The organism is Streptomyces sp. NPDC060049, from assembly GCF_042736715.1.
Taxonomy (GTDB): domain Bacteria; phylum Actinomycetota; class Actinomycetes; order Streptomycetales; family Streptomycetaceae; genus Streptomyces.
In genome coordinates this window covers 211677-234820 of sequence record NZ_JBHWVV010000002.1, presented here as the reverse complement: position 1 = coordinate 234820, position 23144 = coordinate 211677, and the positions used below count along the sequence as shown (strand labels likewise).

The window sequence follows — 23144 nt, the reverse complement described above, 5'->3', positions numbered from 1 at the left end:
GGCCCTCCGCCTTGCGCTGCACCGCACCGAGCACCGCGACCCGGCACACCTTCCCGGCCACAGCACTAGACGGCGCGCTCCATGCACACCAGCTGATCCCGCTCGTCCCACGAGGGGGCGACGGTGAAACCCCGCTGTTCGTAGAGGGCCATGGCGCCCGTCCGCCACCTCCACACCGACAGCCGCACGGTGGCGACACCGTTCTCCGCACACCAGGCGAGCGCGGCACCGATCAGATCGGAGGCGATGCCGCGGCCGCGGAAGGCCGGATCCGTCCAGAGCCTCTTGACCTCTGACCGTCCTCCGGCGGGGGCGGTCACCACGAGGCAGCCGACCGCGTCCTCCCCGCGGAGCGCCATCAGCACGGCGTCGTCGGCGAACGCGGCCCGCGGAGCCGCGATCTCTGCCCGGTAGCGGTCCGGCAAGCCGCTCACCCCGGCGACGGCAGAGCCCTTCTCCGCCTCGGTCCGCAGATGGTAGGCCGTCAGCAGCTCCGCCATCCCGTCCTCGGGGGAGATGTGTCGACCGGGCCTACGGACGATGGCGATCCCGCGTTGATCCGACATGACGCCAGCATCACACGACCCGTGCGTGACATCGAAGGGCCCTCGTGCCCGCGGGGGCTGCGACAGCGACGGCGAGATGCGAGACGGAGACGGGCTACCCGGTCCCCGGTCGCCGGGCACCCGCGGCCCGGCGACCGGGGGTGGGTACCTAGTGGTGTGAACGGAACGATCCACCAGGCGGGTTGAGTACGGCGACTCATGCCGGGCCGGCCGTGCGCCGCCACTCTGGGGGCATGAAGGACGCACTCCCTGGAGGTTCCGTGATCAGCCGCATCGCCGCCACCCTGGCCCCGGTGTTCGGCCGGATGACCGTCACAGCGGACGCGGCGGGACCGATCCTGGGAGGCGCCATTTTGGTCGCCAACCACACCAGCCTCGCCGACCCGGTCGTCGTGGTCGCCGCGCTGCGCCGGCTCGGAGTCGACCCGGTCGTCATGGCCGCGGCCGGGCTGTGGCGCGTCCCGGTGCTCGGGGCCGCGCTCGCCCGCGAAGGCCACATCCCGGTCCGCCGCGGCACGGCCCGCGCGGCGCAGGCCCTCGACGACGCCGCCGAGGCGCTGGCGGCGGGGCGGTGCGTGCTGATGTACGGGGAGGGCGGGATCCCCGAACGCCGCGACTCGGGGGAAGCCGCACCCCTGCCGTTCCGCAGTGGTCTGGCCCGCCTCGCCCGGTCCACGGGCGCGCCCGTCCGCCCGGTCGGCCAGGCGGGCGCCCGCCGGATCAGCTCGGGGACGGCGGCCAAGCAGATCGCGGGAGCCCTGACGGCCCCGGCCCGCCGCCCGCGCGTCCACGTCCACGTCGGCGCGCCCCTGTCCCTGCCGGAGCACGTCGCGGAGGCGACGGCCGTGGCCCACGGGGCGGTCACGTCGGCCTGGCGCACCGCCGTGGCCGGCCTCGCCGCGTGAAACGGCTCCTCTCGCGTCGGCCTCGCGGGGCGCGGAGCACGGCGATCCCCGTCACGGTCGGGGGACGGGTCGACCGGAGCGGTGGCCAGGGGGCAGACTCGGTGCAGCAGCCGACCCAGGGAGCGTCCGCATGAGCGCGCAGCCGGTTCACCCGCAGGCCGCGGACCGCGTGCCGCGCAATGCCGACGGCATCGCCGCGGCCCTGGCCGGGGAGCGGCGGATGGAGTTCTACCGCGAACTGCTGGCCGCCGCACCGGAGAAGGCGGAGAACGTGCTGCGGCGGTGGTGGCTGGAGGCGACGCTCGTCACCGATCCGTCCGCCGACCGGCGCGCCGATGCCGCACTGGCCGGCGCCACGCCCACGGTCTCGCTCGGCGAACTCGTCTTCATGCGCCGGGAAGCGGGCCTCTCTGTCGAGTGAGCCGCACGGCGAGGCCGACGGCCTGCCGTGCGTGCTGTCCGAGGAAGTCGCCCGGCTGATGATGGATCCGGATCTGCCGCCTGCCGTGTTCGGCGCGATCGTCGCCGCCATGGTCTCGATCAGCGAGACCGCGGGCAGGGCCGCGGGGAGCACGGCTTCCGCGCGACGGCCCGAGCAGCGCCGGCTCGCCCTCGGCGAGGAGGGCGAGCTCGGAATCGCCGAGTACGTCATCGTCGACGACGCCGGCCCGTCGCAGATCCTCATGACCCAGGTCCTGCTGTACTGACCCGGCCGGCGCCCGCCTCGCCGCCAGGGCGGCGAGGGCCCACCTCCAAGGCCTGGTCCGTGCCCGTCGCCCGTCCCCCTATTTGTGTCCGGCCCGGCCCGGTCCGTGCGACCGGCGGGCTCGCCTCGCGACCGGGGTGGCGCGGGCCTACGCTGTTCTCGTTGCCTGGGTCCGCGGACGACAGGAGAGCAGCCGTGAAGCCAACCCGTATCCGGCTGCGCCGGGCCTGCGCCACCGCCGTCGCCGTGGGCGTGCTCATCGCCCCTGCCGTCGCGGGCTCCGCCCACGGAGGGACCGCTCGGGCGCCGTCCACCCCTGCCGCGCCCTCCCCGGGCACCGACTCGGACTTCCCGCAGCTCACACCCGCCGTCGCGGCGCAACTGGACGAGGCCGTCAAGCAGGTCATGAGCGAGACGAAGGTGCCGGGCGTGACCGTGGGGCTGTGGGCGCCCGGCAAGGGGAGTTACCTGAAGTCCTTCGGCGTGGCGGACAAGGCGACCGGGGCTCCCATGGAGGCGGACCTCCACGTGCGCATCGGCAGCGAGACCAAGACCTTCACGGTGACGGCCCTCCTCCAACAAGTCGACCAGGGGAAGATCGGCCTGGACGACCCCATCGGCAAGTACGTCCCGGGCGTTCCGAACGGGGACCGCATCACCCTGCGCGAACTGGCGGGCATGCGCAGCGGCCTCTTCAACTACAGCTTGGACGAGGACTTCATCAAGAAGCTGCAAGCCGATCCGCAACGGCCCGTCACACCGCAGCAGTTGCTCGACTACTCCTTCAAGCACCCCGTGCAGTTCGAGCCGGGCGCGGAGTTCGACTACTCCAACACCAACCTGATCCTGCTCGGCCTGGTGATCGAGAAGGTCACCGGCCGGCCTCTGCACGAGGTCATCAAGCAGGACGTCCTGGAACCGGCCGGGCTCCGCAGCACGATCTTCCCCACGAGCGCGGCCCTGTTGGACCCCTACGCACACGGCTACACCGACCAGACCGCCTCGGGGAAGACCGAGGACGCGACCGACTGGAACCCCTCCTGGGCCTGGGCCGCCGGAGAGATGGTCTCCGACGTGCAGGACCTGCGCAGCTGGGCCCACACCCTCGCCACCGGCACGCTCCTGACGCCCGCGACCCAGGCGGAGCGCCTGAAGACCACGCCGATGAACATCCCCGGTGACGGCTACGGGCTGGGCATCTTCAACATCCAGGGCTGGATCGGCCACAACGGCTCCATCCCGGGGTACGAGGTCCTGCCGGTCTACCTGCCCGAGGCGCAGGCGACGATGGTCATCGTCCTCAACACCGACAGCCAGACCGACGGCCAGGAGCCCAGCACGCTCTTCGGCGAGGCGGTCACGAGCATCGTGACCCCCGACCACGTCTACCCCGGTCGCAAGCCGATCGCGCCCACGGGCAAGGGAGGAACCCCCGGCTGACCGACGTCAGGGGGTCCTGAGGATGACGAGTTGCCGGGTCGCGCGGGTCATCGCGACGTAGCGGTCGACGGCTCCTTCGATTCCCTCGCCGAACGTCTGCGGGTCGATGAGGACGACCAGGTCGAATTCGAGCCCCTTCGTCAGTTCCGGAGTCAGCGACCGGACGCGGGGCGTCGCCCGGACGGTGCCGCCGTCTATGTCGGTGCCGATGACGCAGGCGGTGCCTTCCTCGTGTGCGCCGAGCCAGGTGCCCAGGACCGAGTCCAGGTCCGCGACGGATCCGTGCGTGACGGGTACGCCGTTGCCGCGGATCGACGTCGGCACGTTGGCGTCGGGGAGCGCCGCGCGGATCACCTGCTCTGCCTGCTCCATCACCTCTTGCGGCGTGCGGTAGTTGATGCTCAGCGAGGTGACGTCGATCCGGTCGAGTCCGACCCGTTCGAGCCGTTCCCGCCACGACTCCGTGAACCCGTGCCTGGCCTGGGCCCGGTCGCCGACGATCGTGAAGCTGCGGGACGGGCAGCGGTGCAGCAGCATCTGCCACTCGGCGTCGGTCAGTTCCTGGGCCTCGTCGACGATGATGTGTGCGAACGGGCCGGCGAGAAGGTCCGGTTCGGTGCGGGGCAGCGCGCTCTCGTCGATCAGGGTGTCCTGCAGGTCCCGGCCGCGCAGCATCCCCACCGCGCCTTCGCTCTCGTCGATCAGTACGTTCTGCAGCAGGCCGGCGATGGCGTCGGCCCTGCGCGCGCGTTCGGCGGCGACGGAAGCCTCGTGCCGACGCTTGCGCACCGATGCCTGCGCGTCGCCGAGCCGCTGCCGTGCCGCGTCCAGCAGCGGCAGGTCGGACACCGTCCAGGCCTGGCCGTCCTCGCGCCGCAGTGCGCGTACCTCGTCGGGACCGAGCCAGGGGGCGCACTTGCGCAGGTACGCGGGTACCGACCACAGGTCTGCGACGAGGTCGCTCGCTTCGAGCATCGGCCACGCGCGGTTGAGGGTCGCGATCAGCTCCCGGTCCTGCAGCAGCGACCTGCGGAGCAGCTCGGGCGCGACATCGGTGTCGTCCTTGTCCATCAGGATCGTGAGCAGTTCCTCCCGGATCTGGTCGCGCGCCTCGTTGTGCGGAGTACCCGGTTCCACTGCTTCGAACGCCGCCGCCCAATCGTCGGCGCTCAGCCAGAGGTCGGACCAGTGGCTCGAAACCGTCATCCCCTGCGTGGGTGGCTCCTCGTAGAGGGCGACGGCGGCCTCGATCGCCTTCACCAGGTCCGCGGACGACTTCAGCCGCGCCACCTCCGGGTCGGGCTCGGTCCCCGCCGCGGCTCCCTCGGTGACGAGGTCGCGCAAGGTGCAGGTCTGCACGCCCTCCTCGCCGAGACTGGGCAGGACATCGGCGACATAGGCCAGGTAGGGCTGGTGCGGACCGACGAACAGCACGCCGCCGCGACGGTGGCCGAGGCGGGGGTCGGAGTAGAGGAGGTGGGCGGCGCGGTGCAGGGCGACGACGGTCTTGCCCGTACCCGGGCCGCCGTCGACGACGAGTGCGCCGCGGGACCCCGCCCGGATGACGGCGTCCTGGTCGGACTGGATGGTGGCGAGCACATCGCGCATCCGCGCCGACCGGTTGCCGCCGAGGCCGGCGATGAAGGCGGACTGGTCGTCGAGCGCGGCGTGCCCGTCGAGGCCCTCACTGGTGAACACCTCGTCCCAGTAGTCACTGATCCGCCCACGGTTCCAGCGGTACCTGCGGCGGCTCGCCAGACCCATCGGGTCGGCGTGGGTCGCCGCGAAGAACGGCTCGGCGGCGGGGGAGCGCCAGTCGATCAGCAGCCGGCGCCCCTCGCTGTCGGTGAGGCCGAGGCGTCCGATGTAGACGGGCCCGGAGCCGTCCGCGGGGACGGTGTGTCCCAGGCACAGGTCCAGGCCGAAGCGGCGCAGGGTGCGCAGGCGGCCGGTCAGGCGGTGGATCTCGGAGTCCCGGTCCATCGCCTCCCGGCCGATGCCGCCGGGCGCCTTGCGCACGGCCTCCAGACGGTCGGACAGTTCGGCGATCGCCGCTTCGAGGCTCTCCGAGATGGCCGCGAAGTGCCGCTCGTCGCCGTCGACGAGGGCCGGGTCGGCCTTGGGGGAGAGGTGGTCGGGAAGGTCGAACGCGCTGGTGGTCAGAGGGTTCATGTCCTCAGCTCCGATCCGCGGTCGCCTGCGCGACGGCCGGCGGCGCGCCCACCCGCCGCATCCCCTTACGGAGTGTCCGCACCCGCGGTGCGGGTCCCGCCTCCGACTCGACGTGACTGCACGACCCTTGAACTGACAACAGCAAACGCACTACGCGGATCTCCCGAATCTGCAGGTCCTGGCCTTGGATCCGCGATTCTGCCCGACGGCCGGGCCCTTGCCGCAAGCCCCCCGGTGCGTTATAAATTGAGAGCGGCAAGGGGTGGGTGATTCCTCCTTGCCTTTCTTGTCCGCTCTCGTCGGACGATCCCCTACGCGCAGGACACGCACAGTCCGCGGTAGGTGACCTCGACCCCGGCCACCGTGAAGCCGAACCGTTCCGCGTCCGGGAGGTCGGCCAGGGGGTCGCCGCTCGGGTGGACGTCGCGGATCAGGCCGCAGCCGGAGCAGACCAAGTGCTGGTGCGGGTGGTGTGCGTTGGGGTCGTAGCGCTTCGCCCGGCCGTCGGAGGTGACCTCCAAGACCTCGCCGAGGGAGACCAGTTCGCCCAGGGCGTTGTAGACGGTTGCCCGGGAGATCTCCGGCAGCCGCTCCACCGCGCGGGCGTGCACCTCGTCGGCCGTGAGGTGGACGTGGTCGCCGTCGAGGACCTCCGCGATCACGCGCCGCTGCGACGTCATCCGCCAGCCGCGCCCTCGCAGCCGTTCCAGCAGGTCACTCATATCGGCTCAACCCTTCAGGTGCGGCGGGTCGTCCCGGAACGACCGGCGGACGTCCCGGATCCGACTGGATGCGGATTTGGTGTCTTTCTTGACTTGGATTGCGTCCATCGTAGGATCGGTTCCGTCGATAGCCAAGGGACAGGAAGACTTCAGAGCGGCGGGAGAACTGGACGCAACCGATCTCGACGCCGGCAAGTCCCGCTCGACGGGGGCCCGTTGCCTCGGGTCCCGCGCCCGGAACGTTCCACCGCATGCAGTTCCTGATCACCGCGGCCGCCTGGTCCGGTCCGGAAGGATTCCCATGTCTGAGAACCATGATGCAATCGTCGTAGACGCGAAGGACGAGGGCGCGGGGGGCTGCCCGGTCGCGCACGGTCGCGCCCCGCACCCGACCCAGGGCGGGGGAAACCGCCAATGGTGGCCCGAGCGGCTCAACCTGAAGATCCTTGCCAAGAACCCCGCCGTGGCCAACCCCCTGGGCGGGGATTTCGACTACGCCGAGGCGTTCAAGACGCTCGACCTGCCGGCAGTCAAACAGGACATCGCCGAGGTGCTGACCACCTCGCAGGACTGGTGGCCCGCGGACTTCGGCCACTACGGCCCGTTCATGATCCGAATGGCCTGGCACAGCGCGGGCACCTACCGGATCAGCGACGGCCGCGGCGGCGCCGGGGCCGGCCAGCAGCGCTTCGCGCCCCTCAACAGCTGGCCGGACAACGGCAACCTCGACAAGGCTCGCCGCCTGCTGTGGCCGGTGAAGAAGAAGTACGGCCAGAGCCTGTCGTGGGCCGACCTCATGATCCTGACCGGCAACGTCGCCCTGGAGCAGATGGGCTTCGACACCTTCGGCTTCGGCGGCGGCCGGGCGGACGTGTGGGAGCCCGACGAGGACGTCTACTGGGGCCCCGAGACCACATGGCTCGACGACGAGCGCTACACCGGGGAGCGTGAGCTGGAGAACCCCCTCGGCGCGGTCCAGATGGGCCTCATCTACGTCAACCCCGAGGGCCCGAACGGCACTCCGGACCCGATCGCGGCCGCACGCGACATCCGCGAGACGTTCCGCCGGATGGCGATGAACGACGAGGAGACCGTCGCCCTGATCGCGGGCGGCCACACCTTCGGAAAGACCCACGGCGCCGGCCCGGCGGAAAGCGTCGGAGACGACCCCGAGGCCGCCCCGATCGAAGCGCAGGGCCTCGGCTGGGCCAACTCCTTCGGTAGCGGCAAGGGCGGTGACACGATCACCAGCGGTCTCGAAGGGATCTGGACGAACACCCCGACCCAGTGGGACAACACCTTCTTCGACATCCTGTTCGGCTACGAGTGGGAGCTGTTCAAGAGCCCCGCCGGAGCGCACCAGTGGCGGCCCAAGGAGGGCGCCGGGGCGGGCACCGTGCCCGACGCCCACGACGCGTCGAAGAGCCACGCCCCGACGATGCTCACGACCGACCTCTCGCTGCGCTTCGACCCGGCCTACGAACAGATCTCGCGGCGCTTTCACGAGAACCCCGCCGAGTTCGCGGACGCCTTCGCCCGCGCGTGGTTCAAGCTGACCCACCGCGACATGGGCCCCGTCGTGCGCTACCTCGGCCCGGAGGTCCCGGCCGAGACGCTGCTGTGGCAGGACCCCCTGCCCGCGGTGGACCATGAGCTCGTCGACGCCGCGGACGTGGCCTCCCTCAAGAGCGAGATCCTCGGCCAGGGCCTCTCGGTGTCCCAGCTCGTGTCCACGGCGTGGGCGTCGGCCTCGTCCTTCCGCGGCAGCGACAAGCGCGGCGGTGCCAACGGCGGGCGCATCCGACTCCAGCCGCAGAGCGGCTGGGAGGTCAACGAGCCCGACGAGCTGGCGGCCGTGCTGCGTACCCTGGAGGGCGTGCGCGCGTCCTTCAACTCGGCCCGCGGCGGCGGCAAGCAGATCTCACTGGCGGACCTGGTGGTCCTCGCCGGCGCCGCGGGCGTCGAACAGGCCGCGAAGGACGCCGGTTTCGGCGTGGAGGTCCCCTTCACGCCCGGCCGCGTGGACGCCTCGCAGGAGCAGACCGACGTGGAGTCGTTCGCCGCGCTCGAGCCGACCGCCGACGGGTTCCGCAACTACCTCGGCAAGGGCAACCGACTGCCCGCAGAGTACCTGCTGCTCGACAAGGCTAACCTCCTCAACCTGAGCGCCCCCGAGATGACGGTCCTCGTCGGCGGCCTGCGCGTCCTGGGCGCGAACCACCAGCAGTCGAGGCTCGGTGTCCTCACCACGACCCCCGGGTCCCTGACCAACGACTTCTTCGTCAATTTGCTCGACCTGGGCACGACGTGGAAGGCGACCTCCGAGGACGCGAACACCTTCGAGGCCCGCGACTGCGCCACCGGCGAGGTCAAGTGGACCGGCAGCCGCGCCGACCTCGTCTTCGGATCGAACTCGGAGCTGCGCGCCCTCGCCGAGGTCTACGCGAGCGATGACGCGAAGGAGAAGTTCGTGAAGGACTTCGTCGCCGCCTGGGACAAGGTGATGAACCTGGACCGGTTCGACCTCGTCTGATCAAGCCCTCCGGGCCGGCCACCTCAGGGCCGGCCCGGACGGAGCGGCATTGCGGCCGTGTTGCAGGTTCGTGGCCATCGCGGTGAGTCGGTTCCCGCAGGTGGGGCCGGGCTCCTAGGGTCCGTCGGGAATCGCGAGCAAGGAGTGTCCCGCCATGCCCCTCGACCTGTCGGACGAGAGCCAGTACGACCGTGCGCGCCTGCGGCAGTGGGAGCGCGGCCGCGCCCGCTCGGCCGGAGTGGATCGACGCGACCTGCTCAGGCTGTTCGCGGCCGGGGCCGCCGCGGCCGGCTCCCTGGGCTTGGTCGCCGCCGAGGCCGCCGCGGCCGCCGGCGCCGCGCCGCCCGGGATAGTGAAGGCGCTGCCGCCCGAGCTGTTCACCGTCCGGGGCACCAACGCGGAGACGAATTTCGCCGCCCTGCGCGGAACCGGCCCGCTGACTCCCGTCGACCGGTTCTTCGTACGCAACCACACCGCCACCGTGCGCCTGGACAGGGATGCTTGGCACCTGAAGGTGTGGGGTGACGCCCTGTCCGGCGGGCCGGTGGAGTTCTCGTACGACCGGCTGCGCGCGCTGCCGGCGGTCGAGCGGACGCTGTTCATCGAGTGCGCGGGCAACGGCCGGAGCTTCTACACCACGCAGCAGGGCCAGCAGGTGACCGGGACCGCCTGGACCCTCGGCGCGATCGGCGTGGCCCGCTGGCGCGGGGCCCGGCTGTCCGACGTGCTGCGGCGCGCGGGGGTGACCCGGCGGGCCGTCGACGTCCTGCCCCGCGGCCTGGACGACGAGGTGGTCGCGAACGGGGTGAACCTGGGGCGGGTACGGCGCCCGCTGCCCGTGTCGAAGGCGCTGGACGACGTGATCCTCGCGTACGAGATGAACGGCGAGCCGCTGCCGCCCGACCACGGCGGGCCGGTCCGGGTGGTCGTACCGGACTGGATCGGGATCTCCTCGATCAAGTGGGTCGGGGACATCGAGGTGAGCGGGCAGCCGCTGTACACGCCGTGGAACACCGACCTGTACCGGCTCTTCGGGCCCGACCAGCCTCCGCAGGGCAGCGCTCCGCTGACCCGGCAGACCCTCAAGAGCGCCTTCGAACTGGAGCCGGGTGCCGCCGTCCCGGTGCACCGCGAGCGGCTGCTCACCGGACGCTCCTGGTCGGGCGCGGCCCCCGTGCACCGGGTCGAGGTCAGCACCGACGGAGGCACGCGGTGGCAGCGGGCCCGGCTGCACGACGCCCCGCGCCGGGGGAGCTGGGTGCGCTGGTCGTTGCCGTGGACGCCGCGGACCCCGGGGCCGACGGCCCTGCTGGCCCGGGCCACGGACGCCACCGGGCGGACACAGCCCGCGACGGCGGCCCACAACACGCAGGGCTACCTCTTCGACGCGGTCGTGCGCCACCCGGTGACGGTGGTCTGAGCGCCGGCTCCGGCGCTGCCCCGCACGCCGGGCAGCGCCCGGTCCCTTTCGCCCGTGGGACTGGACGGGGGAATGAGCGGTGCCGGGCCGGTACGGGGTGGTGTCGGCGTCGGGGAGACGTGGTGCGTGGCCGAGGATCGGGGCATGGGCTTCGTACTGCCGGTCCTCTTCGCGTTGTTCGCGGCGCTCAGCAACGCGCTCGCGACGGTGCTCCAGCGGCGGGCCGCGCTCACGGTGCCGCAGAGTGACGGCTTCCGGTTCGGGCTGGTCGTCGACCTGATGAGGCGGCCGCTGTGGATCGGCGGGATCCTGGCGGTGATCGCCGCCGGCGTCGGGCAGGCCGTGGCGCTCGCCACGGGCGCGCTGGCCCTCGTACAGCCCCTGTTCGTGCTGGAGTTGCCGCTCGCGCTGCTCATCGCCTCGCTGGTGGCGCGCAGTCGCATGCCCGGGACGCTGTGGCTCGCGGTGGCGGGCGTGGTGGGCGGGCTCGGGATCGTACTGGTGGCCGCCTCGCCGGCCGGCAACCGTACGGACGTCCCCCTCGACCGGTGGGTCCTGGCACTGGCGGCGTGCGCGGCGGCGGTGGCGGTACTGGCAGCGGTAGGACTGCGGTGGCCACCGGGCCGGATGCGGGCCGGGTGTCTCGGTGCGGCGACCGCCGTCTGCTACGCGCTCACGGCCGCCCTGATGAAGTCGGCCGTGCACGTACTCGACGACGACGGCATCGGCGCATTCCTGACGACTTGGGAGACCTACGCCTTCGCCGCGAGCGGCGTCTGCGCCCTGCTGCTCCTCGAACACGCCATGCAGGGCGGCCCGCTGGTCGCCTCGCAACCCGCGCTGACCCTCGGCGACGCGGGCGTGAGCGTCGCGCTGGGGGTGCTCCTGTACGAGGAACACCTGCGGACCCACTGGTGGCTGGTCCCCCAGGTGCTCGGGCTGGTCCTCATCAGCGCCGGAGTGCTCGCCCTGGCCAGGGGCGGCGAGGGGGCCGCGGCCGGCGCGCCGTGAGAGACGGGTCCCGCGGCCGGCTCGTGGCTCCGCGCCCGACCGTCAGGCCCTCGTCCGGCCGACCTGCGGAGCGTGCGCGCCGGAGCCGTTCGACGGGTGGTAGAGCGTCCGGGCGCGCGCCGGGTCGAAGGGCTGCCCACCGTGCAGGTACAGGAAGTGGTCCAGCTGCCACGCCTGCGCGCCGGCGGCCTGGCGGTTGGTGGTGGTCACCCAGGGCGGGTAGACGCGGAAGGCGCGTTTCCCGCCGATGCCGTCCGCCGATACGACGCCGTGCCGGCGCAGGGCCTCCCGAGGGAAGACGAACTGGCCGAAGTGCTGGTCCTCGCGGCAGCTGATGACGAAGAGGTCGACGGCGTCCGCGGCGTCGAAGGGCTGGATGGGCCCGGCCGCGGACCTCTTCCACACCGTGACGAACTGTCCGGCCTTCGTCGGGGTCGTCCTGGCCGCGCGGAACCGGACGGACAGGCCGTCGAGGGTGAAGGCGTGGGCGGCGTAGTCGGCGCTCTCGGCTTCGGGGACCGGCAGCGAACAGCTGAACCCGCAGGGGTCGTAGACGAGTGCCTTCGCCGCCAGGAGATCGCTGGGGACCGCGGCGGTGGCCGGCCAGGGCGGGGAACCTCCGGGACGGGGGCCGGGTGCGTGGTCGTCGTTCGTCGTCATCCGTTCACCCTGTCACGGTGCCGGGCCCGCGCTGCGCACCCTGTCCCCGCTCCGTCCGGCCGGGAGCGGGCCTTCGGACGCCCTGGGCGTCCGAAGGCCGTGCCCGTCCGCGCCGACGCGTGCCGGTCTTTCAGGAGGCGGGCGTGAACTTCGCCGCCGCGGGCGCCGTCGAGGCCTCCTTCACCACTTTCATGCCGCCCGGGACCGTCGCGTCGGGCTTCATGATCACGCTCTGCCGGGTCGACGGGGCCTGGGGGTCCGAGAAGTCGTGCGTGATGCCGAAGCCGTTGTCGTACGACTTCAGGCCCAGCAGCGCCTTGCGGATGCCCTCGCGGGTCAGGTCCTTGTCGGCGCAGGCCTTCTTCAGCACCTCGCCGAAGAGGGAGCCGGCGGTGAATCCGGCCACCACGCCGTTGTCGAGGCCGGCGTCCGGGTACTCCGCCTTGTACGCGGCGGCGAGGGCGGCCGGACCCGCCTCCGTGGAGCCGATCGGCAGGGCGGAGGAGGCGACGTAGTAGTCCTTCTGCAGTGCCGCGCCCGCCGGGGTGGCCAGCAGCTGCGGAGAGAAGGCCGAGTTGTTGCCGACGAACGGCACGTTCCACCCGCCGGCCGCGGCGACCCCGACGAGCGAGGCGGCCTGACGGGGACCGGCGCTGACGACCACGGCCTTGACCCCGGCCTGCTTGAGGGCGGCGACCTGGGCCGTCATGTCGTTGTCGGTCGGTTTGATCTTCTGTTCGACGATGGTCAGCCCGGCCTCCTTGGCCGCGTGCTTGGCCCCGGTGAGCGCGTTCTCGCCGTAGTCGCCCTCGAAGTAGACGTGCCCGACCTTGTCGCCGGAGGCGATCCGCTTCTCGTCGAGCAGGAAGCCGACGGCGTTGACGGTCTCGATGTCGTACGTCGCGCCCACCGTGCGGATGTACGGACTGCCCAGGAGCGAGGCGGACCAGGCCTGCGGGATGACCAGTCCCTTGTCCTGGCCGTCGATGCGCTGCTCGACGGCGGCGACGAACGGCGAGCCGATGAACTGGGTGAAGCCCAGCACCGTCGGCTCCAGCTCGGTGTAGGCGGCGAGGGCCTTCTGGGGGTCGTAGCCGTGGTCGCGCACGGTCAGCTCGATCGTGCGGCCGCAGATTCCGCCGGCCGCGTTCGCCTGCTTGACCCAGAGCTGCTGGGCCTGGGTGACGCTCTTGCCGAGCGAGGCGTAGACACCGGTCATGTCGGTGAGCGCGCCGAGCCGGATGACGGTGTCACTCACCCCGGTTCCGGCCTTCACACCGCCCGCGGCGGGCTTGTCACCGGCATCGGTCTTGGCCTTGCCGCTGCACCCGGCAGCGCCGGTCAGGACGAGCGCGGCCGCCAGGGCCGCCGTACCGAGCCTTCTTCTGTTCACGTTCGCTCCTTCGGGAGGGGGGACCGGGTCCGGACGATCCGGGTGACGGCGCCGATGCGGGCGAGGCCGCCGGGGAGGAACAGGACGACCACGACGACGGCCGCGCCGTAGAGGTAGCGGGAGGCCTCGCCCGGGGAGACCCCGCCGGTACCGGGCGCGGACACCAAGGGGAGGGTGTCGCTGTACCGGGCGAGGAGCTGGGGCAGCAGGGACACGAAGACCGCACCGGCCACGGCTCCGGCGACCGTGCCCAGACCGCCGATGACGATCATGGCGAGGTACTCCAGGGACAGGACCATGCCGAAGTAGTCCGGCACGGTGCGCTGGAAGACCAGAGCGAGCAGTACGCCGGCCAGCCCCGCGTACATCGACGACAGGACGAAGACGGCGGCCCGCGTCCGGGCGACCGGCACGCCCATCACCCCCGCGGCGATGCGGTGGTCGCGCAGGGCGTTCATGGCGCGGCCGGGCCGGCCGCGCAGGACCCCGCGCGCGAACAGGGCACCGCCGAGGAGGGCGGCGAGGGCGACGTACCAGAGCTTCTCGGCGGACTGGAAGGGGACGGCGGCGACGACCGTCTCGGTGTCGTCGAAGGTGATGCCGAAGAGGGACAGCGGCTCCACGGCGCGGCCGTTGAAGCCTCCGGTGAGGCTCGTGGCGTTGAAGAGCAGGTGCTGGCCGATGAAGATCAGCGCGAGGGTGGCGATGCCGAGGTACGCGCCGCTCAGACGGCCCGCGATCGGACTGAAGAGACCGCCCGCCGCCCCGGCGAGGGCGACCGCGAGGACCGCGGCGAGCCAGCTGGGCAGGCCGAGGCCGACGAGCGTGTGGCCGCCGGCGGTGCTGCCGTCCCCGGCGAGCGCGCAGTAGCCGTACGCGCCCACGGCGAGGAAGAAGGCATGCCCCATGGACAGCTGGCCGGTGGCGCCCGTCAGCAGGTTGAGCCCGATGGCGCCGATGGCCGCGGCCATGGCGAAGAGCCCGGCCTGCAGCCAGAACCGGTCGAGGTAGAACGGCAGCGCGAGCAGCACCGCGCCCGCGACGGCCGCCGAGACGGTCCGGGTCCGGGTGTCAGACACGGGCGAGCTCCTTCGTACCGAAGAGTCCGGCCGGCCGGACCAGTAGGACGGCGACCATGACCACGTACGGCGCGAGGTCGCCGATGCCGCGGCCGAGGAAGGCGAGCTGGCCCTGGTAGCCCGTGGCCAGGGCCTCGGTGACTCCCACGATCAGTCCGCCGGCCAGGGCGCCGGTGGTGGAGTCGAGGCCCCCGAGGATCGCCGCCGGGAAGGCCTTGAGCGCGGCCAGGGAGGTGGCCCGCTCCAGACCCGGCGTGGGGAAGACCGTCAGGAAGAGCGCGGCGACGGCGGCGAGCGCCCCGGCCACCGCCCAGGCGGCGAGCGAGACCCGGCCCAGGCGCACTCCCATCAGGGCGGCGGTCTCGGGCCGTTCGGCTGCGGCGCGCATCGCCACCCCCCAGGAGGTGTGGCGGAACACGAGCAGGAAGACGGTGATCAGCAGGCCGGCGGCGAGGATGGCGGCGATCCGGGTCTGGGCCAGGGTGACGGGACCGAGGTGGACGACGCGGTCGCCCCACGGGTCGCCGAGCGGGAGTACGTCCGTGCCGATGCGCCGGGTGAGGTCGGTGATGAGGAGGATGTCGACGCCGATGGTGACGATGGCCAGCACGCTCTGGTCCTGGCCCCGGTAGCGCCGCATCACCAGGAACTCGATCGCAGCCCCGACCGCGGCCGCCGCGAGGGTGCCGACCGCGAGGGCGGGCCAGAAGCCGAGTTCATCGTGCAGGGCCGCGGTGACGTACCCGCCGGCCAGCAGCAGGGAGGCGTGGGCGAAGTTGACCACCTCGGTGGCCTTGAAGATGATCACGAAGCCGAGGGCGATCAGGGCGTAGACGGAACCCATCGAGATTCCGCCGATGAGCAGTTCGAGGAAGGTGATCACGCGGCCGGTTCCTCCTCTCCGAGGTACGCGCGGACCACCGCGGGATCGTTCTGCACCTGCGCGGGAGTCCCGCCGCCGATGCGCCTGCCGAAGTCGAGTACGGTCACCTCGTCCGCGAGCCGCATCACCACCCCCATGTCGTGTTCGACCAGCACGATCGAGATGCCGAGACCGTCCCGGACGCCCGCGATGACGGCGGCCGTGCGGCGGCGCTCGTCCGCGGTCATGCCGGCGACGGGTTCGTCGAGGAGCAGCAGCCGGGGCTCCGTGCACAGGGCCCGGGCGAGCTCGACGAGCTTCTGCTTTCCGTACGGGAGGGAGCCCGCCGGCGCCGCGAGGTCGCCCTCCAGGCCGACGAACTCGGCTATCTCCCGCACCCGTTCGCGGTGCAGGCGGTCCTCGCGGGCCGCTGAGGGCAGCCGCAGTCCGGTGGCCAGGAACCCGGACCGCGTCAGCCGGTGGCGGCCCAGGAGCAGGCTGTCGGCGACGGTGGTGTGAGGCGGGAGCGCCAGGTTCTGGAAGGTGCGGGCGATGCCCAGGCCCGCGACCTCGTGCGGAGCGAGGCCCGTGAGCTCGGCGGTACCGAAGCGGACGCTGCCCTTCGTGGCCCGGTACACACCGGAGAGGACGTTGAAGCAGGTCGACTTGCCCGCCCCGTTGGGTCCGATGACGGCGTGGACGCTCCCGGGGGCCACGGCGAAGGAGACGCCGTCGAGTGCGGTCAGGCCCGCGAAGCGGACGGTGACATCGGTGACGGAGAGCGGCGGGGGAGGGGAGGGCGCCGCCGCAGGGGAGGGGGAAGGCGGTGGGGGAGGGGACCAGGCCGCGCTCACGCGGACCACCTGCGCAGCTCCCGGGGCGCCCCGGCGGGCGCCGGCACCCGCCCGGCTCCGTCGGTGATGCCGAGATAGCGGCGGCGGACCTCGTCGGAGACGGCCAACTCCGCGGCCGGGCCGTCGAGGGCCACCTCGCCGACTTCCAGGACGTAGGCGTGGGAGGAGAGGCGCAGGGCCACGGCCGCGTTCTGCTCGACGAGGAGCACCGAAGTGCCGGATGCGTTGATCTCGGTGACGGTCTCCGCGATGACGGCGGCCATCTTGGGTGCCAGCCCGAGAGTGGGCTCGTCGAGGAGCAGCAGACGGGGGCGGGCCATCAGTGCCCGGCCCAGGGCGAGCATCTGCTGTTCGCCGCCGGACAGCAGGCCGGCGCGCTGCCGTGCCCGCTCCGCCAGTACGGGGAACAGCTCGTGCACCCGGGCGAGGGACCGGGCCACGTCCGCGCGGGCTCCCGAACGGGCGCCCAGCGCCCCGGCGCGGAGGTTGTCCGCGACGGTCATCCGTGTGAACACCTGCCGCCCTTCCGGTACTTGGACCACGCCGGCGGCGACGACCCGGTCGGGGCCGAGTCCGTCCAACGGCCGGCCGCCGAAGCTGACGGTCCCGCCCGTCACGGCGCCCCGGTGGAACGTGAGCGTCCGGGACACCGCACGCAGCAGCGTCGACTTCCCGGCCCCGTTCCCGCCGAGTACGACGACCACCGCGCCGGCGGGCACGTCGAGCGATACGGAGCGCAGCGCCCGGACCGGCCCGTAGCCGGCGGACAGCGCGCGCACCTGTAGTGAAGCCACGTCCTCTCCCTTCTCTTCGCGGCCTTGTGCTGGCGCACAGACCAGCACCGGGCCGGGCCCGCGTCCACGGCCGGATGCGGAATCGCTGCCGATGACCAGCTGCGGCCCGAGCGCGCTGTGCACACGCACAGACCTCGTGCGGGGGCCGCTGACGGGGGCCGGGCCGGATGGCATCCTCGGCGGCCACGGGCGGACGCGGAACGTGCACGGAAGGCGGTCATGGGCGGACGCAGAACGCGCACGGAACAGGAATGGTCGGTCCTGCTGTCGGCCGCGGACGTGCTGATCGCGAGCATCTCCGGACTCACCGACCAGCTCATCGAGGACCTGGCGAAACACTCGCCCCTCTTCGACCTGGCCGTACCCCGCGACGAGCACTGGCAGCAGGTCAACGAGGCCATGCACTACGGGATCGAGGCGTTCGCCGCGCGCCGGTCCGCGCCGCGCAAGGACCTCCTGTACGCCGAGGAGCTGGGCCGCAGGCGGGCCGAACAGGGACTGCCGCTCGGCCTGCTGCTCTACGCGTACCGCAGGGCGGGCCGCCTCACCTGGGACGCGCTGCTGGACATCGTGACCGAGAAGGACCCCGAGGCGCTGCCGGTGCTCGCGCGCGCGGCCGGGGCCATGTGGGCGGGCATCGAACAGCAGGCGACCGCGACGGCCGAGGCCTACAGGACGGCGGAGCTGGAGATGCGGCGGCGCAGCGACGAGCGCGTGCAGGCCTTGCTGGACGCCCTGCTGGAGGGGGACGCCACGCCCGGGCTGGCCGCCCGGACGGCGCTCGCGCTGGACCTGCCGGAGCAGGGGCGGTACGCGGTGGTGGTGCTGCCGGCGGACCGGGGCGACGAGGTGCACCGCGTGGTCGCGGCGCGCGGGATGCGGCTGTTCTGGCGGATGCGCACCGAACGGGAGCTGGCGGTCGTGGCCTTGGGCGACTCCTCGCCGGCCGACCTGGCGGCTGAGCTGGCGGACCGCTGCCCCGGGCCGGGCGGCATCAGCCCCGCCGTGGACGGGCTGGCGGAGCTGGGCCGGGCGCGGCGGCTGGCGGAGACGGCGCTGCGGACCTGCGGTCCGGACGAGCGGGTGCTGGTGCAGCTGACCGACCGGCTGCCCACGGCCCTGGTCGTGCGTCAGCCGGAACTCTCGGCCGAGCTGGTCCTGTCGGTCCTGGGGCCCCTGCTGGAGCTGGATCCGGCGGACAGGGCGATGCTGCTGGAGACCCTGGACGCCTGGCTGGCCGCGGAGGGCTCGGCCGGCCGCGCGGCCGGCCGTCTGTACTGCCACCGCAACACGGTCTTCAACCGCCTCCGCCGACTGGAGCACTTGACCTCGCGCTCGCTGTCCCGGCCCCGGGACCTGATCGCGCTGACCCTGGCCCGGGACGCGTACCGGCTTTCGGGAGGCTGACCCGACCGGGCCCGCTCCGCCGCGGCCGTCACGGCCGGACCTCGTGCCGCGGGCGGGTCACCTGCCGGCGCCGAGCCGATCGCGCTGGATCCGGTGCGCGAGGGAACGGCGCACGGATGCCTGTGCGGGGGCGGCGGTGGTCTTCGGCGGGAGGTCGAGACCGCGGCTGATCTCGTCGTACGCGGCCTGGTGGCCGGCGGGCAGGTCCGCCCGGTGCAGCCTCAGATCCTCTTCGACGAGGCGCCGCAGCTCGTCGACGTTCTGAGGAGTGAAGCGCTTCTTGCCCCGGGTGAGGGCGTCGACGGAGCGGGTGCAGCGGGCGGATTCCCCCAAGGCCTCGGAGATGTTCTCGGCCAGGCCCCACAGGCGTCCTTCGAGCCAGGGGGCGTCGTGCTGGTCGAGGGAGAGCCCCATCGGGGGCTGGGGGGCGTCGGCCTTGTGCTTCGCCACCTGTTTGGACACGGCGGGCTGGCTCATGTCGGTGAGCTGCGCGATGCGTTCCTGCGTCCAGCCGAGACCGACGAACACTTTGATCATTTCGGCGCGGAGCTTGCGCATCTCCTCGCCCGCGCGGATGACCTCGTTCATGCCGGTGAGCATCCGCTCGGCCTGTTCCTCGGTCAGTGTCCCGGCCGGCGTCTCGGGGATCCGGCGCGTGCTCTCTTCGGCTGCCACGCCCCAGTTATATACCCGGGCACCCGCGCCGCATAACCCGGTTGTATAACTCGGTTATGGCTGACAGGATCCGTCCCATGCCCACTTTCACCGCGCCTGACGGAACCCAGCTCGCCTACCGCGTGAGCGGCCAGGGCGAGCCGGTCGTCTGTATCCCCGGAGGCCCCGCGGACTCCGCGTACCTCGGCGACCTCGGCGGCCTGTCCGCGCACCGCCGGCTGGTCGTCCTGGACCTCCGCGGCACCGGCCGGTCCGCGATCCCCGAGGACACCGCCTCCTACCGCTGCGACCGCCTGGTCGACGACGTCGAGGCGCTCCGCGTGCACCTCGGACTTCCCCGGACGGATCTGCTCGGCCACTCCGCGGGGTCGAACATCGCGATGCAGTACGCCGCCCGGTACCCGCGGAACGTCGGCAAGCTCGCCCTCATCGGCCCCAGCCCCCGGGCCGTCGGCGTGGCGGTCACCCCGCGGACGCGCCGGGAGCTCGCCCGGCTCCGCGGGCAGGAACCGTGGTTCCCGGCGGCGTTCGCCGCCCTGGAGGCGATCACCGAGGGAACGGGCAGCGACTGGGAAGCCATCGCCCCCTTCTTCTGGGGCCGGTGGGACGCGGCGGCCCGAGAGCACCACGAGGCCGCCCGGCCGGGCAACCAGGAGGCCGTCGCCCTCTTCGGAGCCGAGGGCGCCTTCGACCCGCACGCCACCCGGAAGGCGCTCGCCGCCCTCGGGGCGCCCGTTCTCCTCCTCACCGGCGACGTCGACTTGAACAGCCCGCCCGCGACGGTCGCGGAGCTCGCGGAGGTCTTCCCTCACGTCACGCTCACGGTGCAACCCGGAGCGGGCCACTACCCGTGGCTCGACGACGCCGACCGGTTCGTCGCGGCCACGGCGGCGTTCCTCGCCGGATGAGCGGAGCGCGCGGCGCCGACCCGGTGGACCTGGACCTTCCCGGTCACACCTCTAGTTCCGCCGGACGTCCTTGACGAACACGATGCCGTCGCTGTCCGTCAAGTGGGCCGGGGCGAGCGGGGCGTAGCCGAACCAGGGGGATGTGCGGGGCGCGGGCCGCATGTCGCCGAGGGCGGCGGCCAAGCGCCGGGCGTCGACGACGCAGCGGTCCTCGGGGAGCGCGTACAGGAGTCCTTCGACGGTGTCCGGCGGCGGCGCGTCCACTCCCTGGTGCCGGATCGTGCCGAGGGCCGTGGCCACGAATGCGTAGTCCTCGCCGAGCCGTGCGCTCACCAGCGCACCGGCGCTCCACCACTCCAGCGGCATCCCGCCCATCCGCATGGTGCTCTTCTCCCGCTGGAGATGGGAGTTGTGGGCGTAGACCAGCGCGGGGCCCCGAGCGGCGACCGCGAGGAGGTTGTGGGCCATCATCTGGTCCCGCAGGCCCACCAGCCGGGTCATGCGGGCCGGTGAGGCGTCGGCCATCCAGTAGTGGTAACGCAGCAGGCCGGTCGCGGTGCGCCCGTACAGACGTACCCGGTCCAAGGCGTCCGGCGCGGTCACCGCGGCCAGGTGCGGCGTCTGCGCGTCGAGCAGCGCCACCAGGTCGTCGGCGAGCAACCGCAGCCGGCCGGCAGCGGCCGACTGCCCCACGGACCGGGCCGGGTCCCTCATCGCGGCGGGTTCGGTCCACGAGTCGTCAGCGCCGAGCAGGCGGTCGATGGTCTCCGCGGTGCAGGGGAGCAGGTCCGCTTCCACCCGGGCCGAGAGGTAGCTGTGGAGTGCGGTGAGGGCCTCCCGGGGGCTCGCGGCTCCGGTGATCTCCAGCGGACCGTCGAAGCCGGCGAAGCGCAGGCGCTCGGAGGTGGGACGGCCGTCGTTGTAGGCGCGCATCCAGCGCACGAGTTCGCGGTTGGCCGCGGAGGCGCCCCAGCCGCGGCTGAACCCGCGCTCCATGACCCCGTCGAGCGTGCCCGCGCCCGAGGTGACGTAGTCGTCCACGACGAGGCCCGCCACGCAGTCGCTCTCGATCGCGATCGTCCGGTAGCCCTCCTGCTCGACGAACTGCCGGAAGAGTTCGTTGCGCAGGTCGAGCAGAGCGTCCTCGCCGTGGGTCGGCTCGCCCAGGGCGAGCATCCGCGGCCTGGCCGGGAGCAGCCCCATGACGGCGGCAGCCTCGACGGCATGGACGGCGTCCTTGATGTCAGTAGCCATGCCTTCAACGGTATCGTTGAACCTTCGATTGAAACTTTCGCGTGATTTCGGCAGGACAAGGATGCGAAACCTTCAAACCGGTGACCGGCTCAGGCCGATCGATCTGGCGCGCGGCCACGGTCTGTCCACGCAGGCGATCAGGAACTACGAGGAGGCCGGCGTCCTTCCGCCCGCCGGGCGCACGTCCCACGGCTACCGCACCTATGCGCCGCTCCACGCGCGGGCTCTGGGCGCGTTCCTCGCCCTGTTGCCCGGCCACGGCCACCGGAGGTCGACATCGATCATGCGGGCGGTCAACGGGGATGACGTCGATGAGGCGTTGCGCCTCATCGACGAGAGCCACGCCCAGCTCCTCGACGACCGCCGGACGCTCCAAGCCGTGGAGAGCGCCCTCCGCGACCTGGAAGCCACCACTCCGTCCGGGCCCGACGCGGAGTTCCCGTCCGGCGTCACGTTCATCGGACCGCTGGCAGGGCAGCTCGGGATCCGGTCCGCGACACTGCGCAAGTGGGAGCGCTCTGGGCTGGTGCGGCCGCGCCGCGACCCGCGGACCGGATACCGCGTCTACGACGAGGCCGACGTACGGGACGCCCGGCTGGCCCACCAGCTCAGGCGGGGCGGCTACCTGCTGGACCAGATCGCCCCGCTGATCGCCCAGGTGCGGGCGGCCGGCGGGCTGGAGCCGCTGGAGGCCGCCCTCGGCGACTGGCGCGGTCGGCTGACCGCCCGCGGACGCGCGATGCTGACCGGGTCCGCCGAGCTGGAGGCCTACCTGCGCGCACGCAGTGCAACTTCTGCACCAGCAACTTCGTTGCCTTGACCTGAAGTTGAGTTGAGGTCCTACCGTCGATCACGTTGATCACCACCTGACGACAGGGGACGACTCATGGACCTCGGTACCGGAGCCATATCCGACCGGACGCTCGTACTGGGCCCGGGAGGTCTGGTCGGCACGGCATGGATGGCCGGCTTGGCCGCCGGACTGCGCCGCGGCGGGGTGGATCTCGGGGAAGCGGACCTCACCGTCGGTACGTCGGCCGGTGCGATCGTCGGCGCGATGCTGGGCACCGGCCAGGACCTCGACCGGCTCGCCGCCCCGGCACGCGAGCCGGGCCCGCAGACCCCCCGGCGTGAGGTCGACGCCGCCGTGATCGGGTCCGTCTTCGCCGTACTCGGCGAACCCGGGCTGGAACCCGGCGAGGCCCGGCGCCGGGTCGGACGCATCGCCCTCGACCACGCCGAGTCCGACGTGGACCCCGATGCCGAGCGGGCCCTGCTCGCGCGGCGGGGCGCCCTGATCGGATCGAATGCCTGGCCGTCGGAGCGGAGGTTCCTGATCACCGCGGTGGACGCGGCCTCGGGTGAACCCGTGGTGTGGGACCGCACGAGCGGCGTACCGCTGGTGCACGCGGTGGCCGCGAGCAGCGCGTTCCCCGGGGCGGAGCCGCCCGTCACCATCCACGGGCGGCGGTACATGGACGGCGCCCTGCGCGCCGGGGCGAACGCGGATCTCGCGGCCGGGGCCCGCGCGCTGGTCGTCATCGAGCCGCTGGCGCACTTGTCCCCCAGGGAGGGGTTCGAGCAGCAGCCGGCCGCCGTCGGGGCGCAGACGGTCGTGACCGTCAGCCCCGATCCGGACGCGGTGCGGGCCTTCGGCTCGAACCTGTACGACCCGGCGAGCTGGGAGCCGGCGTACCGGGCGGGGCTCGACCAGGCGACCGCTACCGCCGAACGCCTCCGTACCGCGTGGAAGTCCGTCTCCGGCACCGCCTGACCCGCCCCG

General features: G+C 72.6%; 22 protein-coding genes. 11 read left to right on the top strand and 11 right to left on the bottom strand.

Annotated features, from left to right (window positions below; all coding sequences use genetic code 11):
- Window positions 1-65 precede the first annotated feature (65 nt).
- Window positions 66-566, bottom strand: coding sequence for a GNAT family N-acetyltransferase (locus ACFWBY_RS03855; RefSeq protein ID WP_385409624.1), 501 nt, complete (start codon window positions 564-566; stop codon window positions 66-68).
- Window positions 567-826: 260 nt separating this feature from the next.
- Between ACFWBY_RS03855 and ACFWBY_RS03850 the strand changes: the two genes are divergently transcribed.
- From ACFWBY_RS03850 to ACFWBY_RS03835, 4 genes are all read left to right on the top strand, one after another.
- Entirely contained in the window at window positions 827-1471 is a 645-nt protein-coding gene (locus ACFWBY_RS03850; RefSeq protein ID WP_385344528.1) for a lysophospholipid acyltransferase family protein, read from the top strand.
- Between the two features lie 130 nt (window positions 1472-1601).
- Window positions 1602-1892, top strand: a complete 291-nt coding sequence (locus ACFWBY_RS03845) for a hypothetical protein (protein ID WP_385344526.1) — start codon at window positions 1602-1604, stop codon at window positions 1890-1892.
- 31 nt (window positions 1893-1923) lie between these two features.
- A complete protein-coding gene (locus ACFWBY_RS03840; protein WP_385344523.1) occupies window positions 1924-2178 on the top strand; it encodes a hypothetical protein in 255 nt (84 codons plus the stop codon).
- 194 nt (window positions 2179-2372) lie between these two features.
- Entirely contained in the window at window positions 2373-3617 is a 1245-nt protein-coding gene (locus ACFWBY_RS03835; protein WP_385344520.1) for a serine hydrolase domain-containing protein, read from the top strand.
- Window positions 3618-3623: 6 nt separating this feature from the next.
- Here ACFWBY_RS03835 and helR read toward each other — a convergent pair whose 3' ends face one another.
- Entirely contained in the window at window positions 3624-5789 is a 2166-nt protein-coding gene (helR, locus tag ACFWBY_RS03830; protein WP_385344517.1) for an RNA polymerase recycling motor ATPase HelR, read from the bottom strand.
- A 311-nt stretch (window positions 5790-6100) separates the two neighbouring features.
- Complete coding sequence (locus ACFWBY_RS03825) at window positions 6101-6511, bottom strand: Fur family transcriptional regulator (RefSeq protein ID WP_385344514.1); 411 nt, start codon at window positions 6509-6511, stop codon at window positions 6101-6103.
- A gap of 301 nt (window positions 6512-6812) precedes the next feature.
- Here ACFWBY_RS03825 and katG point away from each other — a divergent pair, with 301 nt between their 5' ends.
- The 3 genes from katG (at window position 6813) to ACFWBY_RS03810 (ending at window position 11475) form a co-directional block, all read left to right on the top strand.
- Window positions 6813-9044 (top strand): catalase/peroxidase HPI, encoded by a 2232-nt coding sequence (gene katG, locus ACFWBY_RS03820; RefSeq protein ID WP_385344511.1) that lies wholly within the window; start codon window positions 6813-6815, stop codon window positions 9042-9044.
- A gap of 154 nt (window positions 9045-9198) precedes the next feature.
- A complete protein-coding gene (locus tag ACFWBY_RS03815; protein ID WP_385344508.1) occupies window positions 9199-10464 on the top strand; it encodes a sulfite oxidase in 1266 nt (421 codons plus the stop codon).
- Window positions 10465-10608: 144 nt separating this feature from the next.
- On the top strand, window positions 10609-11475 hold the full coding sequence (locus ACFWBY_RS03810; protein ID WP_385344506.1) for a DMT family transporter: 867 nt from the start codon (window positions 10609-10611) through the stop codon (window positions 11473-11475).
- Window positions 11476-11517: 42 nt separating this feature from the next.
- On the opposite strand, the gene ACFWBY_RS03805 is transcribed toward ACFWBY_RS03810, so the two are convergent.
- The 6 genes from ACFWBY_RS03805 to ACFWBY_RS03780 form a co-directional block, all read right to left on the bottom strand.
- Entirely contained in the window at window positions 11518-12135 is a 618-nt protein-coding gene (locus ACFWBY_RS03805; protein ID WP_385344503.1) for a MepB family protein, read from the bottom strand.
- Window positions 12136-12265: 130 nt separating this feature from the next.
- Window positions 12266-13528 (bottom strand): ABC transporter substrate-binding protein, encoded by a 1263-nt coding sequence (locus tag ACFWBY_RS03800; protein WP_385343875.1) that lies wholly within the window; start codon window positions 13526-13528, stop codon window positions 12266-12268.
- Window positions 13525-14607: a branched-chain amino acid ABC transporter permease gene (locus tag ACFWBY_RS03795; RefSeq protein WP_385343873.1), complete on the bottom strand. Its 1083-nt coding sequence runs from the start codon at window positions 14605-14607 to the stop codon at window positions 13525-13527. Before ACFWBY_RS03795 ends, ACFWBY_RS03800 begins: the two co-directional genes overlap by 4 nt.
- The gene (locus tag ACFWBY_RS03790; RefSeq protein ID WP_385343870.1) at window positions 14600-15490 is read right to left on the bottom strand and encodes a branched-chain amino acid ABC transporter permease; all 891 of its coding nucleotides are present in this window, start codon (window positions 15488-15490) and stop codon (window positions 14600-14602) included. Before ACFWBY_RS03790 ends, ACFWBY_RS03795 begins: the two co-directional genes overlap by 8 nt.
- Complete coding sequence (locus ACFWBY_RS03785) at window positions 15487-16332, bottom strand: ABC transporter ATP-binding protein (protein ID WP_385343868.1); 846 nt, start codon at window positions 16330-16332, stop codon at window positions 15487-15489. The genes ACFWBY_RS03790 and ACFWBY_RS03785 overlap by 4 nt, the downstream gene beginning before the upstream one ends.
- The gene (locus ACFWBY_RS03780) at window positions 16320-17117 is read right to left on the bottom strand and encodes an ABC transporter ATP-binding protein (RefSeq protein WP_385343865.1); all 798 of its coding nucleotides are present in this window, start codon (window positions 17115-17117) and stop codon (window positions 16320-16322) included. Before ACFWBY_RS03780 ends, ACFWBY_RS03785 begins: the two co-directional genes overlap by 13 nt.
- Window positions 17118-17336: 219 nt before the next feature.
- Here ACFWBY_RS03780 and ACFWBY_RS03775 point away from each other — a divergent pair, with 219 nt between their 5' ends.
- Window positions 17337-18524 (top strand): PucR family transcriptional regulator, encoded by a 1188-nt coding sequence (locus ACFWBY_RS03775; protein ID WP_385343862.1) that lies wholly within the window; start codon window positions 17337-17339, stop codon window positions 18522-18524.
- Window positions 18525-18581: 57 nt separating this feature from the next.
- Here ACFWBY_RS03775 and ACFWBY_RS03770 read toward each other — a convergent pair whose 3' ends face one another.
- A complete protein-coding gene (locus tag ACFWBY_RS03770; RefSeq protein WP_385343859.1) occupies window positions 18582-19199 on the bottom strand; it encodes a sigma-70 family RNA polymerase sigma factor in 618 nt (205 codons plus the stop codon).
- Window positions 19200-19276: 77 nt separating this feature from the next.
- Here ACFWBY_RS03770 and ACFWBY_RS03765 point away from each other — a divergent pair, with 77 nt between their 5' ends.
- Window positions 19277-20107, top strand: a complete 831-nt coding sequence (locus tag ACFWBY_RS03765; RefSeq protein WP_385343856.1) for an alpha/beta fold hydrolase — start codon at window positions 19277-19279, stop codon at window positions 20105-20107.
- Between the two features lie 51 nt (window positions 20108-20158).
- Here the strand turns inward: ACFWBY_RS03765 and ACFWBY_RS03760 are convergent, their stop codons facing one another.
- Window positions 20159-21361, bottom strand: coding sequence for an erythromycin esterase family protein (locus tag ACFWBY_RS03760; protein ID WP_385343853.1), 1203 nt, complete (start codon window positions 21359-21361; stop codon window positions 20159-20161).
- 61 nt (window positions 21362-21422) lie between these two features.
- Here ACFWBY_RS03760 and ACFWBY_RS03755 point away from each other — a divergent pair, with 61 nt between their 5' ends.
- Together ACFWBY_RS03755 and ACFWBY_RS03750 are read left to right on the top strand one after the other, a co-directional pair.
- Window positions 21423-22181: a TioE family transcriptional regulator gene (locus ACFWBY_RS03755; RefSeq protein WP_385343850.1), complete on the top strand. Its 759-nt coding sequence runs from the start codon at window positions 21423-21425 to the stop codon at window positions 22179-22181.
- A gap of 66 nt (window positions 22182-22247) precedes the next feature.
- Window positions 22248-23135: a patatin-like phospholipase family protein gene (locus ACFWBY_RS03750; protein WP_385343847.1), complete on the top strand. Its 888-nt coding sequence runs from the start codon at window positions 22248-22250 to the stop codon at window positions 23133-23135.
- Window positions 23136-23144 lie beyond the last annotated feature (9 nt).